Origin of the sequence: Streptomyces endophyticus (assembly GCF_035798155.1) — a bacterium.
GTDB lineage: Bacteria > Actinomycetota > Actinomycetes > Streptomycetales > Streptomycetaceae > Streptomyces > Streptomyces endophyticus.
The window spans coordinates 1-16,342 of the sequence record NZ_JAOZYC010000165.1; the positions used below are offsets into that span (position 1 = coordinate 1).

A 16,342-nucleotide genomic window follows, 5' to 3' on the forward strand; every position below is an offset into this window, starting at 1 on the left:
TCGTGGACGCGGCCGTCGGCCCCGCCGCCCATCTCCCGCTGCTCGCCGTCGAGTTGACGCGGGCCGGGCTCGGCGCCGACTGGGCCACCCTGCTGTGGGAGGCCGGGTCGCTGCCGCCGGACCGCCTGGTCGCCGCCGCCGACGCGCTGGCCGTGGCGGGCCGTTCCGCCGACGGCCGCCAACTGCTGCGACAGGGCACGGGCCGCCCGCCCGCCGAGTTCGGCGACGCCGTGCACCGGCTCGACCAGGAAGGCCGGCACCGCGAGGTCCGCACACTCCTGGACGCGTACATCCGCGGCCGCACCCCCGAAGAGGCCGCCGACAGCGCGCGCGGCGCCCCCGACCGGCTCGTCCCGCTGCTCCTCGACGCGGCGCGGCGGGTCTCCGACGAGCGGTACTGGGACGTGGTGCACGCGCTGCGCATCGCCGGCATCGCGCACTGAACCGTCACCCGCACGGGTGGCCCGTGCCGCCACGATCCAGCGGGTTGCCGACGATGCCCTTGGCAAGCCCCCCGATGAGGCTTACGTTCGTCCCTCTACCGCCGTTCTACGTGCGTAGAGGCGCTAGGCAGGGACGTACCTGCGTAGGGACGTAAGGAAGAAGGAGTGCTGCCGATGACCACCCCCTCCCGAGCCTCTCTGCACGACCGCCACCGCGATGTCCTGCCGGACTGGCTGGCCCTGTACTACGACGAGCCGATCGAGCTCACGCACGGCGAGGGCCGGCACGTCTGGGACGCCGAGGGCAATAAGTACCTGGACTTCTTCGGCGGCATCCTCACGACGATGACCGCGCACGCGCTGCCCGAGGTCACCAAGGCGGTGAGCGAACAGGCCTCCCGCATCGTCCACTCGTCGACGCTCTATCTGAACCGCCCGATGGTCGAACTCGCCGAGCGTGTCGCCCAGTTGTCGGGCATCCCGGACGCCCGCGTCTTCTTCACCACGTCCGGCACCGAGGCCAACGACACGGCGCTGCTGCTCGCCACCGCGTACCGCCGCTCGAACCAGATCCTGGCGATGCGCAACAGCTACCACGGCCGCTCGTTCTCCGCGGTCGGCATCACCGGCAACCAGGGCTGGTCGCCGACGAGCCTGTCCCCGCTGCAGACGCTGTACGTGCACGGGGGCGTGCGCGGCCGCGGCCCCTACGCCCAGCTGTCCGACGCCGAGTTCATCGACGCCTGCGTCGCGGACCTGCGCGACATGCTCGGCCAGACCCGGGGCAACGTGGCGGCGCTCATCGCCGAACCCATCCAGGGCGTCGGCGGCTTCACCTCCCCGCCCGACGGCCTGTACGCCGCCTTCCGCGACGTCCTGCGCGAGCACGGCATCCTGTGGATCTCGGACGAGGTGCAGACCGGCTGGGGCCGTACCGGCGAGCACTTCTGGGGCTGGCAGGCGCACGCGCAGTCAGGACCGCCGGACATCCTGACCTTCGCCAAGGGCATCGGCAACGGCATGTCGATCGGCGGCGTCGTCGCCCGTGGTGATGTCATGAACTGCCTTGACGCCAACTCCATTTCGACGTTCGGCGGCTCCCCGATCACCATGGCGGCGGGCCTCGCCAACCTCTCGTACCTCCTGGAACACGACCTCCAGGGCAACGCCCGGCGGGTCGGCGGACTCCTCATCGAGCGCCTGCGCGCGATCGCCGCGAGCGCGCCCGGCGTGCGGGAGGTGCGGGGGCGCGGGCTGATGATCGGCATCGAGCTGGAGAGCCCCGGCCCCGGCCCCGACGCGGCGCAGGTCATCGAGTCCTGCCGGGAGCAGGGGCTGTTGATCGGCAAGGGGGGCGGGCACGATTCGAGCGTCCTACGGATCGCTCCGCCGATGACCTTGACCGTGGCGGAGGCGGAGGAGGGGGCGGGGATTTTGGATCGGGCGCTCAAATCCAGCCCCTCCGGCGTTTGAGGAGCGGGGTCCGGGGCGGAGCCCCGCGACCGCTCGCCGGTTGGGTCAGATCTGAACGGAGGCCTCCGTACATGTCCGCGCACACCCTCTCCGTCCGCCAGATACTCGCCCTGGACCGCATCGCCGCCGGCCAACCGGAGGTGGTCGCCGCGGCGGACCACCTCGACCGCCCCGTCCGCTGGGTGCACGTGGCCGAGGCCGCGGACGTGGGTGTGATGCTGAGCGGCGGCGAGATGATCCTGACCACGGGAGTCCTGCTCGCGGACGACGAGCGGCTGCAGGCCGAGTACATCGACTCCCTGCACCGCGCGGAGGCCGCCGCCCTCGTCCTGGGCCTCGGCCGCGCCTTCCCGTCCTCCCCGGAGGGGATGCGGCGCGCCGCCGAACGGCACGGGCTGCCCATGGTGGTGCTGCACCGCCCGTTCCCCTTCGCCGAGTTGACGGAGGAGGTGCAATCCCGGCTCGTACGAAGGAAGTTCGCCGCCGTCAGCCTCTCCGAGGGGATCCGTACCGCGCTCACCGGCCTCATCACGGCGGGCGCTCCGTTGCAGGGACTGCTCGACGAGATCGCCGCGCACAGCGGTTGCCCGGTCGTCCTCACCAACCTCGCCCACCGCGTCCTCGCCACCGCCGGTGAACACCCCGCCGTCGACGACGTGTTGCGCGACTGGGACCGGATCGCCCGGCAGCCCGGCGGGGTCGACGGGGAGGGCTGGATCCGCGCGGACCTCGGCGGCCGTGGCGAACGCTGGGGCTCCGTCGTGCTGTGCGGGCACCGCGGCGACGGCGCGTCCGGGCGGCTGCTCGCGGACCGTGCGGCGGAGGCCCTGGTCCTGCACCACCTGCTGTCGGGCTCCGGGCCGAGCTGGGAGGAGCAGTCGGCCCGCTGTCTGCTCTCCGACCTGCTCGCGGGCGGCGCGCCCGCCCGCAGCCTGCTGCCCCGCGCCCGCGCGGCGGGCCTCCCGGTGAACCGCCGCACCTTCGTCCCCCTCGTCGTACGCGACACCTCGCCGTCCCAACTCGACCGCCTTCTACGCCTGTTGGGGCTGAAGGGCCTCGTGGCGGAACTGGCCGAGCGCTCCACCGCCGTCCTCCTCAGCCTCGCCCGCGACCAGGCGCCGGAGGCGCTCGCCGCGCACTTCGCCGACCGGCTGCGCGCCGAGAGCGGCGACGCGCGGGCCGTCGTCGCGGCGGGCCCCGCGCACTCCGACTGGGAGGACGTGCCGGAGGCGCTGCGCGAGGCGCTGCACGTCGCCGAAGCGGCCGCCGGCGCGCCGCCCGGCCTCCCGCCGGTGGTCCGCATCGGTGACGTACGACTGCGCGGTCTCGTACGGCAGTTGCGCGACGACCCCCGCGTACAAGCCTTCTCCGAACGGGAGTTGGACGCCATCCTGGCCTCCGAGGACGCGGCGGAGCTCCTCCCGGTCCTGCGCGGCTACCTCACCACCGGCCGCAACAAGTCCCGCACCGCCCTCCTCACCCACATGAGCCGCCCCGCCGTCTACCGCCGCCTGGAGTCCATAGAGGCGCTGCTCGGAGTCGACCTCGACGACTTCGAGCAGGCCGCGTCCGTCCATCTGGCCCTGCTGGCGCACGACGCGCAGACGGGGCCGTGACACCGTGCAACGCCCGCGCCCCCGCGCGTGACACGCTGCGACTCGGCCGCGGCCCCCGCGGCCCCTACCGTCGGAGCCAGCACAGCCTGAGCCGGCACCGACTGAGCCGCCACCGTCCGAGCCATCACCGTCCGAGCCTTCACCGTCCGAGCCATCACCGTCCGAGCCATCGAAAGCAAGCTTTGGGAGGTCCCGATGAGCCCCGTGATCCGCGCCGCCATCTTCCAGACCGCATGGACCGGCGACAAAGAGTCCATGATCAAGGTGCATGAGCAGGCGGTCCGCGACGCCGCCGCCCAGGGCGCCCAAGTCCTCTGCTTCCAGGAGCTGTTCTACGGCCCGTACTTCTGCCAGGTGCAGGACGCGAAGTTCTACGAGTACGCGGAGTCGGTGCCGGACGGACCGGTCGTCCAGCGCTTCCAGGCCCTCGCCCGCGAACACGGCATCGTCCTCGTCCTCCCCGTCTACGAGGAGGAGCAGCCGGGCGTCCTCTACAACACGGCCGCCGTGATCGACGCCGACGGCAGCTATCTCGGCAAGTACCGCAAGACGCACATCCCGCAGGTCAAGGGCTTCTGGGAGAAGTTCTACTTCCGCCCCGGCAACAGCGGCTGGCCGGTCTTCGACACGGCGGTCGGCAAGATCGGCGTCTACATCTGCTACGACCGGCACTTCCCGGAGGGCTGGCGCGCGCTCGGCCTCGAAGGCGCCCAGATCGTCTTCAACCCGTCGGCGACGTCCCGCGGCCTGTCCCGCTACCTCTGGCAGCTGGAGCAGCCGGCGGCCGCCGTGGCGAACGAGTACTTCGTCGGCGCCATCAACCGCGTCGGCGTCGAGGAATACGGCGACAACGACTTCTACGGCACGTCGTACTTCGTCGACCCCGAGGGCCGGTTCGTGGGCGAGGTCGCCGACGACAAGGCGCCCGAACTCGTCGTCCGCGAGCTCGACATGGCGAAGCTGCGCGAGGTCCGCGACCGCTGGCAGTTCTACCGCGACCGCAACCCGCAGGCGTACGAGCCCCTGACCCGCCCGTAAGTCCCCGTACCTCTGGAGGAGCACATGAGCGCCGTCCGTACGGTCATCCGCGGCGGACTCGTCGTCACCGCCGCCGACGAGATGCACGCCGACGTCCTCATCGAGGACGGCCGCGTCGTGGCCCTCGCGGCCACCGGAAGCGACACCGCCGCGTCCTGGACGGACGCGCGCACGATCGACGCGTCGCGGAAGTACGTCATCCCCGGCGGCGTCGACGGGCACACCCACATGGAGATGCCGTTCGGCGGCACCTACGCCGCCGACACCTTCGAGACCGGCACGCGCGCCGCGGCCTGGGGCGGCACCACGACCATCGTGGACTTCGCCATCCAGACGGTGGGCCACTCGCTCCGCGAGGGCCTCGACGCCTGGTACGCGAAGGCGGACGGCCAGTGCGCCATCGACTACGGCTTCCACATGATCGTCTCCGATGTGCACGAGGACACGCTGAAGGAGATGGATCTGCTGGTGGGGGAGGGGGTGACGTCCTTCAAGCAGTTCATGGCGTACCCGGGCGTCTTCTACTCCGACGACGGACAGATCCTGCGGGCGATGCAGCGGGCCGGTGAGAACGGCGGCCTGATCATGATGCACGCGGAGAACGGCATCGCGATCGACGTCCTGGTCCAGCAGGCGCTGGCCCGCGGCGAGACCGACCCGCGCTACCACGGTGAGGTCCGCAAGTCCCTTCTGGAGGCGGAGGCGACGCACCGCGCGATCAAGCTGGCGCAGGTGGCGGGCGCGCCGCTGTACGTCGTGCACGTCTCCGCGCAGGAGGCGCTCGCGGAGCTGGCGCGGGCCCGCGACGAGGGCCTGCCGGTCTTCGGCGAGACCTGCCCGCAGTACCTGTTCCTGTCGACGGACAACCTGGCGGAGCCGGAGTTCGAGGGCGCGAAGTACGTGTGCAGCACCCCGCTGCGGCCGAAGGAGCACCAGGCGGCGCTCTGGCGGGGCCTGCGCACGAACGACCTCCAGGTCGTCTCCACCGACCACTGCCCGTTCTGTTTCAGCGGGCAGAAGGAGCTGGGCCGCGGCGACTTCTCGAAGATCCCGAACGGCATGCCGGGCGTCGAGAACCGCATGGACCTCCTCCACCAGGCGGTCGTCGACGGCCACATCACGCGCCGCCGCTGGATCGAGATCGCCTGCGCGACCCCGGCCCGGATGTTCGGCCTGTACCCGAAGAAGGGCACGATCGCGCCGGGCACGGACGCGGACATCGTGATCTACGACCCGCACGCCGAGCAGACGATCAGCGCCTCGACCCACCACATGAACGTCGACTACTCGGCGTACGAGGGCAAGCGCCTCACGGGGCAGGTCGAGACGGTGCTGTCGCGGGGCGAACTCGTCGTCACGGAGCGGGAGTTCACGGGGCGGGCCGGGCACGGGGTGTACATGCCGCGGGGGACGTGTCAGTACCTGGGGTAGCTGGCCCACACCCCGGCCCGCACGGAGGGGCGCTGTGACCGAACCAGGCACCAGCCGATACAGGAGCATCGGCGCACGTACTGGTCGCGTTCTTCTTGGCTGAAGTCCCGGTGAAGGGAGCGACAGATTTGCCTGATGGAGTCGTCCGTGTCAGGGAGCACCGCGTTCCACAGGCTCACCGTTCCATCCACCAAGCCGCCGGCGAGCGTCTGGCCGTCCGGGCTGAACGTCACGGCATCCACCATGTTGTTACGGGTCATGTTGTTACGGGTATTGAGAATGCTCCGCTGCGAGCCGGCAGCTATATGTGTTGATCATGGTGGCTACGATCCGGCGCGACAAAAGACCAACGGGGGGACAGGGCAGGCCTGTTGGGGATGGAGTGACGGACGTGTCGCGTGCGGCGCGCTTGACACAGGTGTCGGCTGATCTGCCGGGAGCGGTCGGCTGCAACCTGGAGGACTCGTCCGCGTTATGAGCGCTGAACGACCCCGTGCGCAAGCGAATTGGCTGCGGTAGGCGCGCGGGCCCGAGGTGGATCCGCCGTCGTCTGTGACGCCTACCCCCAACTATTTCGTAGATTGACGTCACAGACCGGGTCCGAATCCGGATTCTGGCGGAGACCGGGGCACACCTGTTGAGGAGGCGCTGGCCCACTTCGTACAGGCGCGCGGCGCGTCGGAGGCCGCACGCGACTGGCCCTATCTGAAGGTGCTGGGCGCGCGTCTGCTCGATGAGGCGGCCGGCACGGCGGGCACAGCGGGCGTTCCGTGCGGCGTCGCCCTGGACCCGGGGTCGCCGGACGGCGTCCTGTTCCCGCATCGAGGCGAACCTCGGGCGCGGCTTCGATGATCTGGAGCTGACCGGTCTGGAGTCGGGACATGCGGGACTGACGGAGACGTTCGCCGAGTTCTGCGACCAGTGGGGCTGGGGTGTGCGTTCGCTGATGCGGGACGCGAACGAACTGGCGCACGGTCTCGGGCTGTCGGCCGGGCTCTACCACGAGCAGGAGCAGTACGTCTCGACCACGTTGAAGTCCGCCTACACAGCGGCGGGCGGCAATCCGTACCTCTCGGAGGAGGAGGTGGCGCGGCAGAGCTGGAGCGACACGTTGAAGAGCCCGGTGACCCAATCGCTGAATCCGGAGTACGCGGCGGAATCCGCCCCGGGCGCGCTGCAGCAGGCGGAAGCGGCCTGGGACCAGGCGGGCGAGAACGCCAAGTCCTCGCCTCTGCTGGGCGCGGCGGAGGCCCTGTCCGGTCGGGACACGGACGTCGACTGGCAGTGGGACGGCGCACCCGGCACCGGGGACGGCACCGCGGGGCGGAACTGATCCATGGGCATCGGGGGGTACATCGACAGGGCCGCCGACGGCCTGGACCACGTGGGGCTGGACGGTACGGCCGAGAACCTGGGTGACGGCGGCGAGTCACTCGCCAACCGACTGGGTGCGGAGGTCGATGAACGCGACCTCGGCGAGAGCGACGATCCCAAGGAACTGCTCCACGGCAGCCCCGACAAGATCGAGTCGATCGCGCGCCATCTGCGGGACTTCTTCTCCGCGTTCGAGAACGTAGGCCAGGGGCTACGTGGCCTGGACTCCGGCGACTGGCAGGGCAGGGCCGGAGACGCCTTCCGGGAGAAGTTCGATGTCCAGCCCAAGGCGTGGCTCACCGCGGCGGACGCCTGCGAGTCGGCGGCCAAGGCCCTGGAGACGTACGCGGACACGGTCCGCTGGGCACAGAACCAGGCCCGTGAGGCCATCGAGAAGTGGCGGGCCGCCGAGCAGGCCTTGAAGCAGGCGGTCGACAGCTACAACGCCCGTATCGACGCGTACAACAGCGACGTCGGCGCGTACAACAGCAGCGTTGAGCGGGGTGGTGCGCCGGGTGCTGTCCCGGATAAGCCCGGCCCGTTCACCGACCCGGGCAAGGAGGGCAGGGCGGCAGCGGAGCACCTGCTCGTCGAGGCGCGCCGGCAGCGGGGCGACGCGGGCCGGGACGCCCAGCGGCTGGTGGCCGCCGCCCTGGATACGGCGCCGAAGAAGCCGGCCTTCACCGACCGCTTGCAGGCGGGCGGCGAGGACCTGATCACGACCGGCCTGCTCAGCGGGACCCATGCAGCGGGGGGCGTCGTCAAGAGCCTCACCGACGTGGCCAAACTGGCCCGCACGTTCAATCCGCTGGACCCGTACAACCTCACCCACCCCGCCCAGGCGTACGCCCAGCAGCAAATGGTGCTCGCCGGGCTGACCAACCTCGCCACGCACCCCGAGCAACTACCGAAGACGATCTGAGGCCGCGTCACATCGGAGCCCCGCCTGCCGGGCAGGCAACTCCCACATCTGTCACCGTCTCGACTTCGTCGGAATCGACTCGACCGGAGCGATGCAACGCCGGTGGACCGTCCCGGCCGAACCGCTCGTGGCACTGCCCGAAGGCCTCCCACTGGACCAGGCGGCCCTGCGGCGGTGAGGATGTCACCGTCATCCACGAACAGCACGTCCGATTCAAGATGGACGGAAGGGAAGCGGGCCCGGAGCCGAAGCGGTCCCGCCGAGCCCCGGGGCGGTTGTCATCGACGTCGCCTACACGGGCAGCGGAAGGCGGCTATTGCGCCGTGGTGGGTGGCTGCTCCTGCTGATCGGACGAGAGCGGGTGCATCACGAAGTCCTGGCGGGCGACGTACCCAGGGGCGATCTGTACGCGGGAGACGGCCGGGGCGTGGCGGTGCAGGCCTGCCAGGACGATGAGAGTGCCCTCGGGCAGGGTGGTGAAGCGGTACCAGCCCTCGGCGTCGGTGCGGGTGTGCACCAGTGTCTTGCCGCTGGTGCTCAGGACGGCCACGAGCACGTTGGCGAAGGGGTCGCCCCGGTCGCCGAGCACCCGGCCCACGAGGTCGGGCTGCGCCGCGTCGTTGCGCCCCAGGGCCGGGTTGTAGGCCTGGGGGCGAGGCGTCCCGACGGCGGGCGAGGCGGCCTGGCGCTCCTGGTCGCCGACGGAGACCACACCCCCGCTGGCGGCCGCGGCGCGCACCCGGTACTGCTCGAGCAGGGCGCCGAGCAGGATCAGCGCGATGCCCGCCACGATCCAGATGCTCAGTACGAGGACCGGCTGCGCGAGGTCGTTGTCGTCGAAGTAGAAGTGCGAGCGCAGCGCGGAGACGAGGTTGCCGAGCGGCAGGATCGGATGGAGCGCGCGGAAGAATCCGGGCACCATCTGCACGGGCACCGCGCCGCCGCTCGACGGCATGGCGAGCAACACGAAGATCGTGACGGCGACGCCGGGGAAGAACTGCCGCACGAACGGGGCGAGTCCGTAGCAGACGAGGGAGACCGCCGTGGTGAGCATGAACATGAAGACGATCGAGACGGGCCGGTCGGGGATCGCACCCATCGCGAGCGTCGCGTAGAAGCCGACCACCGCGAAGACCGCGCCGCTCACCAGGAAGGTGGCGACCTTCTTCAGCCTGGTGAGCGTGGTGGCCCGCAGCATCATCATGACCATGATGTACGAGGGAATGGTGAGGGCCAGGCTCAGGTAGAAGATGCTGGTGCCCATGCCGTCCTTGGCGACGGTCGGCGCGAGGTCCGTCACCTTCAGCTCGGACCCGGACGCGGCGGCGACCGGCTCGAACGCCTGCTGTGGGACGAGGGTGAGCTCGGCCCCCGAGGCCCCGGCGACGTACAGGTGCGCGGTGCCGCCCTGGGTGGTGGCCGGCATGTATGCGGCGACCGCGTCCTGGTGGAGAACCACTTCCTTGAGCAGGTCGGCACCGCCGTCGATGGGGACCATCGTGAAGCCGCCGGGCGCCGACTTGTCGAAGCCCGCCTGCAGTTGGCTCGCGGCGGCCGACGGGACGGCGATCTTGAGGTGGTGCGGGGTGGGGTTGTGGAAGGCCAGCAGGTAGCAGCAGAGGAATCCGGCGAAGAAGAGCGCGGGGAACCAGAGGCTCTGGAGGAGGGCCACCGCGGTGGCCTTGGCGCTGCTGTCGGCCTTCTCCTCGACAGGGCGCTCGGCGTGCACGGTGACCTGGGTGTCGTCGGCCCGGACGTCGTCAGGCTCTCCGTTGCTGCTGTTCACCGTGTCCTGTCCTGTGCGTCGTACGAGGGGTGGCGCCCACCGCCCGATGTCCCACTTCATCGGGACGGGCGAGCAGCTTCTTCGGATGGGTCCGAGGCCACCCTCTGGGAGAACGCCGCCGACTGCCTTGCTGCCAGGCCACCACAGGGCACGGGGTGACGCCCGGTCGGCTACTCCGTACGGGGCCTTTGCCGCGGCAGCGATGCCCCTTGCCTGACGGGGTGCCCCGCGTACCGAGGACCTACGGCTTCGTCATCGTGACCTGGTCGGACCGCGGCGACGGCTCGGCGTCGGACGACGCGACCACGTCGGAGCGGCCGCCGCGGTCCATGAGGCCTCCCGCGAAGGCGAGCGCGAGGCCGGCGAGGGCGAGGGCCGCGCCCACCAGGGTGGGGGAGGTCCAGCCCCAGCCCGCCGAGATGGACAGGCCGCCGAGCCAGGCGCCGCCCGCGTTGGCGAGGTTGAAGGCGGAGTGGTTGGAGGCCGCCGCCATCGTCGGGGCCTGGTCCGCCTTGGTCATCAGCAGCATCTGTACGGGTGTGGTGATGAGGGAGCCGAGGGCCCCGATGGCGACGATCGTGATCAGTGCGGGCACCGTGGCGTGGACCGCGAAGTAGAACGTCACCAGGGCCACGGCGAGCAGCGCGAGCCCCGCGTACAGCGTGGGGCGCAGGGCGCGGTCGGTGAGCGGGCCCGCGATCAGCGTGCCCAGCGTCATGCCGACGCCGTAGAGCGCGAGGACCAGGGTGGTCGAGGAGTCGGAGATGCCCGTGACGTTCGTCAGCATGGGCACCAAGTAGCTGTAGACGGCGAAGAATCCGCCGAATCCGACCACGGCCGTGGCCAGGCCGATCACCACCTGCCGGTTGCCCATCGCCCGCAGCTCGTGCCGGATCCCGGTCTGCCCGCCCCGCGGCTGGTGCGGCACGAAGAGGGCGAGCGCCGCGAGGGCGACACCGCCGATGACGGCGACCGCCCAGTAGGCGGAGCGCCATCCCAGGTGCTGGCCGAGGGCCGTGCTCGCCGGGACGCCGATGATGTTCGCGACGGTGAGGCCGAGGAACATCTTCGAGACGGCGCGGGCGGCCCGGTCGGGGGTGACGAGCCGGGACGCGACGACGGCGCCCACGCCGAACAGCGCGCCGTGCGGCAGACCGGCCAGGAAGCGCGCGGCGAAGAGCAGGCCGAAGTTCGGGGCGAGCGCGGACGCGATGTTGCCGACCACGAACAGGCCGGACAGGAGCAGCAGCAGCCGCTTGTAGGGGATGCGCGCGCCGATGCCGGTCAGGACGGGGGCGCCGACGACGACACCGAGCGCGTACGCGGAGACGAGATTGCCGGCGTGCGGCACCGACACGTCGATGCCGTCGGCGATCTGGGGCAGCAGCCCCATCGTGGCGAACTCGGTGGTGCCGATGCCGAACGCGACAACAGCCAGGGCCAGGAGGGCCAGCGGCATGGTGCAGGAAGCCTTTCGAAGAACGGGGAGGCCGACCCCTGGGACAGAGATCGGCCGACAACCGTGCAGCAGCGGGACGGACCCGCGCATTCCGCGATCGGCCCGCATGCCCGCGTGACCTCGGTCACCCCGCGCTCCGCATCCGTCCGCCGACGCTCTTGATCCTTGAAGGCAGCCGTACGAAGGTGGGGCCGCGGGCACGTCGGGGACACGGCCCCGTCGTGCGCCAAGGCCCAGGGAGGACCAGCGTGCGGCGCGACCACTGGATCCGACAGATCCGCAGGCTCGATCCCGACACCGACTACCACGAGATCTACGGCATCAGCTCGTCGTACGAGTTCCCCTGGGACACCATGCAGGCCCTGGGGTTCGCCCTCTACCGGACGTACGCGGTGCCGAGCATCGGTCAACTCCTCGGCCGTACCGGCGAGTTCACCGAGCGGGCGCAGAAGCGGTACGACGACACGGTGCTCATCCTCGACGCGGTCGGCGAGCACGGCCCCGACGCGGGGGAGGGGCGCGAGGCGGTGCGCCGGATGAACCGGATGCACGGCGCGTACGACATCTCCAACGACGACTACCGCTACGTCCTGTCGACCTTCGTCGTCGTGCCCAAGCGCTGGATGGACGCCTACGCGTGGCGGCCGTACTCGCCGCGCGAGGTGCGCGCGGCGACCAATTACTACCGGGACCTCGGCCGGCGCATGAACATCAAGGACATCCCGGAGACGTTCGAGGAGTTCGAGCGCCTCATGGACGACTACGAGCGCGAACACTTCGCCTACGACCCGGGCGGGCACGCGGTGTCCGAGGCGACGCTCGGCCTGATGGCGTCCTGGTATCCGGGCCCGCTCGGCGCCGCCGTGCGCCGGGCCTCCGTCTGTCTGATGGACCCTCCGCTGCGCGCCGCGTTCGGCTACAAGGACCCGAGGGCGGCCGTCGAGCGGGTGGTGCGGGGCGGGCTCAGGATGCGTGGCCGGTTCGTCCGGCTGCTCCCGGCGCGGAGCACGCCGCAGCACGGCCGGGACAGCAGCACTGTGCGCGGCTATCCGAACGGGTACCGGGTCGCCGACCTCGGTACGTTCCCCGGCCGGGCGCGTGCCGAGGACGCCCGACCCCAGGGGCCGTTCACGCCTCGATGATGGTGAGCGCGGCGGTGTCCGCGGCCGCCGGGTCGCCCGCCGCGATGGCCTCCACCAGCGCCTGGTGGGCGTCCGTCGTGGAGTGCCGCATGTCGTCCGCGAGGACGGTGTCGCGCAGCGCCGTGCTGAGCGTCGTGTAGAGGTCGAGCAGCAGCGGGTTCTGCCCGGCCCGCGCGACGCACAGGTGGAACTCGATGTCGGCCTCGACGAACTCCTTCAACTCCCGTGCCTCGAAGTGCTGTTGGCGGCGGAGTGTGATGTCCCGGAGCTCCGTCAGGTCGGCCTCCGTGCGGCGGCTCGCGGCGAGCCGGGCCGCCACCAGATCGAGGCCCCTGCGGACCTCCTCCACGTCTTGGTCGGCCACGTCCGCGAGCATCCGGCCGAAGGCGACGGCGGCCTCGTCCGTCGCCGTCACGTAGGTGCCGTCGCCCTGACGGGTGGTGAGCAGCCCGGTGTGCACCAGGGCGCGGACCGCCTCGCGCACCGAGAGGCGGCTCACCCCGAGGGTCTCGGCGAGGGTGCTCTCCGAGGGGATCTTGTCGCCGACCTGCCACCTGCCGCTCGCGATCTCCCCGCGCAGTTCGATGATCGCCGCGTCCACCAGGGACTTCCGCCCGACGCTCTTCATGTCTCCCCGCCTGTCGTGAAAGGTGGGCGCGCTGGGCGCCCCTTCGCGATTATGCGCCCTGCCTTCTTCGGCACTCCTCCGCGCACCCTCTTCTCCAAACATCAGATGTCTGATAACTCTATGCGGCAACTCGGCAACTCGGCAACTCCGGAACCAGACACGGGAGATGGCTTGATGGAGCAGTGCGACCGGAGGCGTTTCACGGGGGTGCGCCCGCTCGGCGGCGCGGCCCGTGACCTGGTGATCGAGGGCGGACGGTTCGTCGACACCGGCGGGCACGCCGGTGTCGAGGAGGAGTGCGGGGGCGGCGGACTGCTCGCGCTGCCCGCGCCCGTCGACGCCCACATCCACCCGGACAAGACCACCTGGGGCGGCCCCTGGCTCGACCGCGAGCCCGCCGAGACCCTCGCCGAACTCATCGCGTACGACGCCTCGGTGCGCACCGGCATGGCCCCGGTCGCCGAGCGCGCCGGGGCGCTGTTCGACCACGCGATCGCCCACGGCACCCGCGCCCTGCGCGCGCACGCCGACGTGGCGCCGCAGTTCGGGGTCGACAACGTACGCGGCGTGCGCGCGGCGGCCGACGCCCGCGCGCACCTCCTCGACGTGCAGGTCGTGGCCTTCCCGCAGCTCGGCGTCCGTGCCGCGCCCGGCACCGACGTACTCCTGGAGAAGGCCCTGGACGACGGCGCCGACCTGGTCGGCGGCCTGGATCCGGTCGGCTTCGACGGCGACCGCGACGGGCAGCTCGACCTGCTCTTCGCGCTCGCCGAGCGGCGCGACGTGGGGCTCGACATCCACCTCCACGACCGGGGCCCCGTCGGGGTCGACCAGATCACGGAGATCGCGCGCCGCACGGTGGCCGCGGGCCTCGAAGGCCGGGTGACGGTCAGTCACGCCTTCGCGCTCGACGGCCTCGAACCCGCACAACTCGCCCTCGTCGCCGCTCAGTTGGTGGAGGCCGGGGTCACCGTCACCACCTGCGCCCTGGGCGCCGACCCGCTCGTCCCCTTCGCCGCGCTCACCCGCGCGGGCGCCGCCGTCGCCATCGGCTCCGACGGGGTCTGTGATCCGTGGACCCCGTTCGGCAACGCCCAGCTGCTCGACCGCGCCCACCTGCTCGCCTACCGCAGCGACGCACGCACCGACGCCGAACTCGCCGCCTGCTACGCGCTCGTGGCCGACGGCGGCGCCGACCTGCTGGGCCTCGACCGGGTCGCGTTCCGGCCCGGCGACCCGGCGGACTTCATCCTCGTGGACGCGCCGAGCGTGGCCCAGGCCGTGGTGCGCAGGCCCGTGCCGCGGATGGTCGTGCGCGGCGGCCGGGTCATCGCGCGCGACGGTGAACTGGTCGAAGGCGGTGGCGCGCCGTGAACCGCCGCGCTCTCACTTCCGCGGGATCCGCCCTCGCCGCCCTGCTCCTCGCCGCGACCCTCGGCGGCTGCGGCGGCGGGCCCGGCGGGCTGCGCCCCGCCGTCGCGCTCGACCTGAAGACCTCGACCCCGAAGGCGACGAAGTCCCTCGACTCGATCACCTGGAACCTGCCCTACGAGCCCCAGGGCATCGACCCGATCAAGTCCTTCAACTACGCCGAGAACACGGTCCTTTCGAACCTCTGCGAGAGCCTGCTGCGACTCACCCCCGACTTCAGGATCAAGCCGGGACTCGCCACGAAGGCCGCCAACCCGACCCCGAAGAAGTGGGTCTACACGCTCCGCGAAGGCGTCCGCTTCTGGAACGGCAAGCCGCTGACCGCCGACGACGCGGCCGCCAGCCTGAGCCGCCACCTCGACCCGAAGCTCGGCACGTGGTGGGGCGACTACTTCCAGAACGTCGACTCCGTGCGGGCCACCGGCCGGATGGAGGTCACGGTCACGCTCAAGCGGCCCGACGCCCTGTTCAACCAGGCCATGGCCACCGCGGCAGGCGCCGTCTCCGAGAAGTCGGCCATGCGGCGCGCGGACAAGGACTACGGGACGCCCAAGCAGGGCGTGATGTGCACGGGGCCGTTCGAGTTCGCGCGCTGGCGCTCCGGTGAATCGCTCACCATCACCCGGAACAACGACTATTGGGGCCGGCCCCACCGTGCCGTCTCCAAGTCGCTGACCTTCCGGTTCATCGCCGACGAGACCACCGCGGTCAACGCGCTGCGCTCCGGCGAGGTCGACGGCCAGTACTTCTACCTGCCGCCCGCCGCGATCGGCCAGTTGCAGTCCTCGCCCACCGGCACCGTCACCCTCGGCCGCTCGCTCACCTACTGGGCGCTGCTCGACGCCACGAAGAAGGGCCCGTACGCGATGCGGAAGGTCCGCCAGGCCCTCTCGTACGCCCTCGACCGCGACGCGCTCGGCGCCGCCGTCTTCCAGGGGACCGCGCCCGCCCAGCGTGCCCTCGCCGGTCCCGCGACCTGGGGCTACGAGAAGGACCACTTCCGCAAGGCGTACGACGAACTGCCCAGCGGCAAGGCCGACTTGAAGAAGGCCGAGGCCCTGCTGAAGGAGGCGGGGCCCGCCGCCCGCAAGCGGATCACCATCGCGGTGCAGGGCAGTTCCTCCGTGCACGAACTCACCGGCAACCTCGTCAAGGCCACCGGAAAGAAGCTCGGCCTCGACATCGACATCCGCGTCGTGCCCGTCGAGCAGTACGGCAACCTCTACCAGGACCCCAAGGCGCGCAAGGGCATCGACGCGTTCCTGTCCACCTGGTACGGCAACGTGCCGGACCCGCTCGACGCGTACACCGTCTTCCTGTCCGGCGGGAACAACAACTTCAGCGGGTACGACGGTGTCGACGCCGACATCAAGAAGGCCCGCGCCACCGCCGACCAGGCGGAACGCGCCCGCATCGTCACCCGCATCCAGAGCAGGGTGGCGCACGACGTGACATGGATGCCGCTGAACAACCTGCCGGTGATCCTCTACCAGAGCGACCGCGTCACCGGCGCCGTCCCGTCGTTCCCGTATCTGTACTACCCGTGGGCCACGGGCCTGGGAGGTCGGTGACGCAGATGAAATCCCAGACGAAACCCCA

At 71.1% G+C, this 16,342-nt stretch carries 12 protein-coding genes and 2 pseudogenes; 11 read left to right on the forward strand and 3 right to left on the reverse strand.

The window, feature by feature from the left end:
* The 8 genes and pseudogenes from OKJ99_RS33905 to OKJ99_RS33940 all read left to right on the forward strand — a co-directional run.
* Window positions 1–443 (forward strand): annotated as a pseudogene (locus OKJ99_RS33905) (hypothetical protein); the annotation flags it as partial.
* Window positions 444–617: 174 nt separating this feature from the next.
* A complete protein-coding gene (locus OKJ99_RS33910) occupies window positions 618–1,916 on the forward strand; it encodes an aspartate aminotransferase family protein (protein WP_326022016.1) in 1,299 nt (432 codons plus the stop codon).
* A gap of 71 nt (window positions 1,917–1,987) precedes the next feature.
* Window positions 1,988–3,532 carry a PucR family transcriptional regulator gene (locus tag OKJ99_RS33915; protein WP_326022018.1) on the forward strand — a complete coding sequence of 515 codons (1,545 nt, stop codon included), beginning with the start codon at window positions 1,988–1,990 and terminating at the stop codon, window positions 3,530–3,532.
* Window positions 3,533–3,727: 195 nt separating this feature from the next.
* Window positions 3,728–4,570 (forward strand): nitrilase-related carbon-nitrogen hydrolase, encoded by an 843-nt coding sequence (locus tag OKJ99_RS33920; RefSeq protein ID WP_266715346.1) that lies wholly within the window; start codon window positions 3,728–3,730, stop codon window positions 4,568–4,570.
* A gap of 24 nt (window positions 4,571–4,594) precedes the next feature.
* Window positions 4,595–6,001, forward strand: a complete 1,407-nt coding sequence (gene hydA, locus OKJ99_RS33925) for a dihydropyrimidinase (RefSeq protein ID WP_326022020.1) — start codon at window positions 4,595–4,597, stop codon at window positions 5,999–6,001.
* A gap of 733 nt (window positions 6,002–6,734) precedes the next feature.
* On the forward strand, window positions 6,735–7,334 hold the full coding sequence (locus OKJ99_RS33930; protein ID WP_326022022.1) for a hypothetical protein: 600 nt from the start codon (window positions 6,735–6,737) through the stop codon (window positions 7,332–7,334).
* Between the two features lie 3 nt (window positions 7,335–7,337).
* A complete protein-coding gene (locus OKJ99_RS33935; protein WP_326022024.1) occupies window positions 7,338–8,297 on the forward strand; it encodes a putative T7SS-secreted protein in 960 nt (319 codons plus the stop codon).
* Between the two features lie 19 nt (window positions 8,298–8,316).
* A pseudogene (locus tag OKJ99_RS33940) lies at window positions 8,317–8,466 on the forward strand (Zn-dependent alcohol dehydrogenase); the annotation flags it as partial.
* Between the two features lie 144 nt (window positions 8,467–8,610).
* Here OKJ99_RS33940 and OKJ99_RS33945 read toward each other — a convergent pair.
* Together OKJ99_RS33945 and OKJ99_RS33950 are read right to left on the reverse strand one after the other, a co-directional pair.
* A complete protein-coding gene (locus tag OKJ99_RS33945) occupies window positions 8,611–10,083 on the reverse strand; it encodes a carboxypeptidase regulatory-like domain-containing protein (protein ID WP_326022025.1) in 1,473 nt (490 codons plus the stop codon).
* 241 nt (window positions 10,084–10,324) lie between these two features.
* Window positions 10,325–11,542: an MFS transporter gene (locus OKJ99_RS33950; protein WP_326022027.1), complete on the reverse strand. Its 1,218-nt coding sequence runs from the start codon at window positions 11,540–11,542 to the stop codon at window positions 10,325–10,327.
* 248 nt (window positions 11,543–11,790) lie between these two features.
* Between OKJ99_RS33950 and OKJ99_RS33955 the strand changes: the two genes are divergently transcribed.
* On the forward strand, window positions 11,791–12,684 hold the full coding sequence (locus tag OKJ99_RS33955) for an oxygenase MpaB family protein (RefSeq protein ID WP_326022028.1): 894 nt from the start codon (window positions 11,791–11,793) through the stop codon (window positions 12,682–12,684).
* Here OKJ99_RS33955 and OKJ99_RS33960 read toward each other — a convergent pair.
* Window positions 12,671–13,312, reverse strand: a complete 642-nt coding sequence (locus OKJ99_RS33960; RefSeq protein ID WP_326022029.1) for a FadR/GntR family transcriptional regulator — start codon at window positions 13,310–13,312, stop codon at window positions 12,671–12,673. The genes OKJ99_RS33955 and OKJ99_RS33960 overlap by 14 nt on opposite strands.
* A gap of 174 nt (window positions 13,313–13,486) precedes the next feature.
* Between OKJ99_RS33960 and OKJ99_RS33965 the strand changes: the two genes are divergently transcribed.
* Window positions 13,487–14,686 (forward strand): amidohydrolase, encoded by a 1,200-nt coding sequence (locus tag OKJ99_RS33965; protein ID WP_326022031.1) that lies wholly within the window; start codon window positions 13,487–13,489, stop codon window positions 14,684–14,686.
* Window positions 14,683–16,314: an ABC transporter substrate-binding protein gene (locus OKJ99_RS33970; RefSeq protein ID WP_326022033.1), complete on the forward strand. Its 1,632-nt coding sequence runs from the start codon at window positions 14,683–14,685 to the stop codon at window positions 16,312–16,314. Before OKJ99_RS33965 ends, OKJ99_RS33970 begins: the two co-directional genes overlap by 4 nt.
* Window positions 16,315–16,342 lie beyond the last annotated feature (28 nt).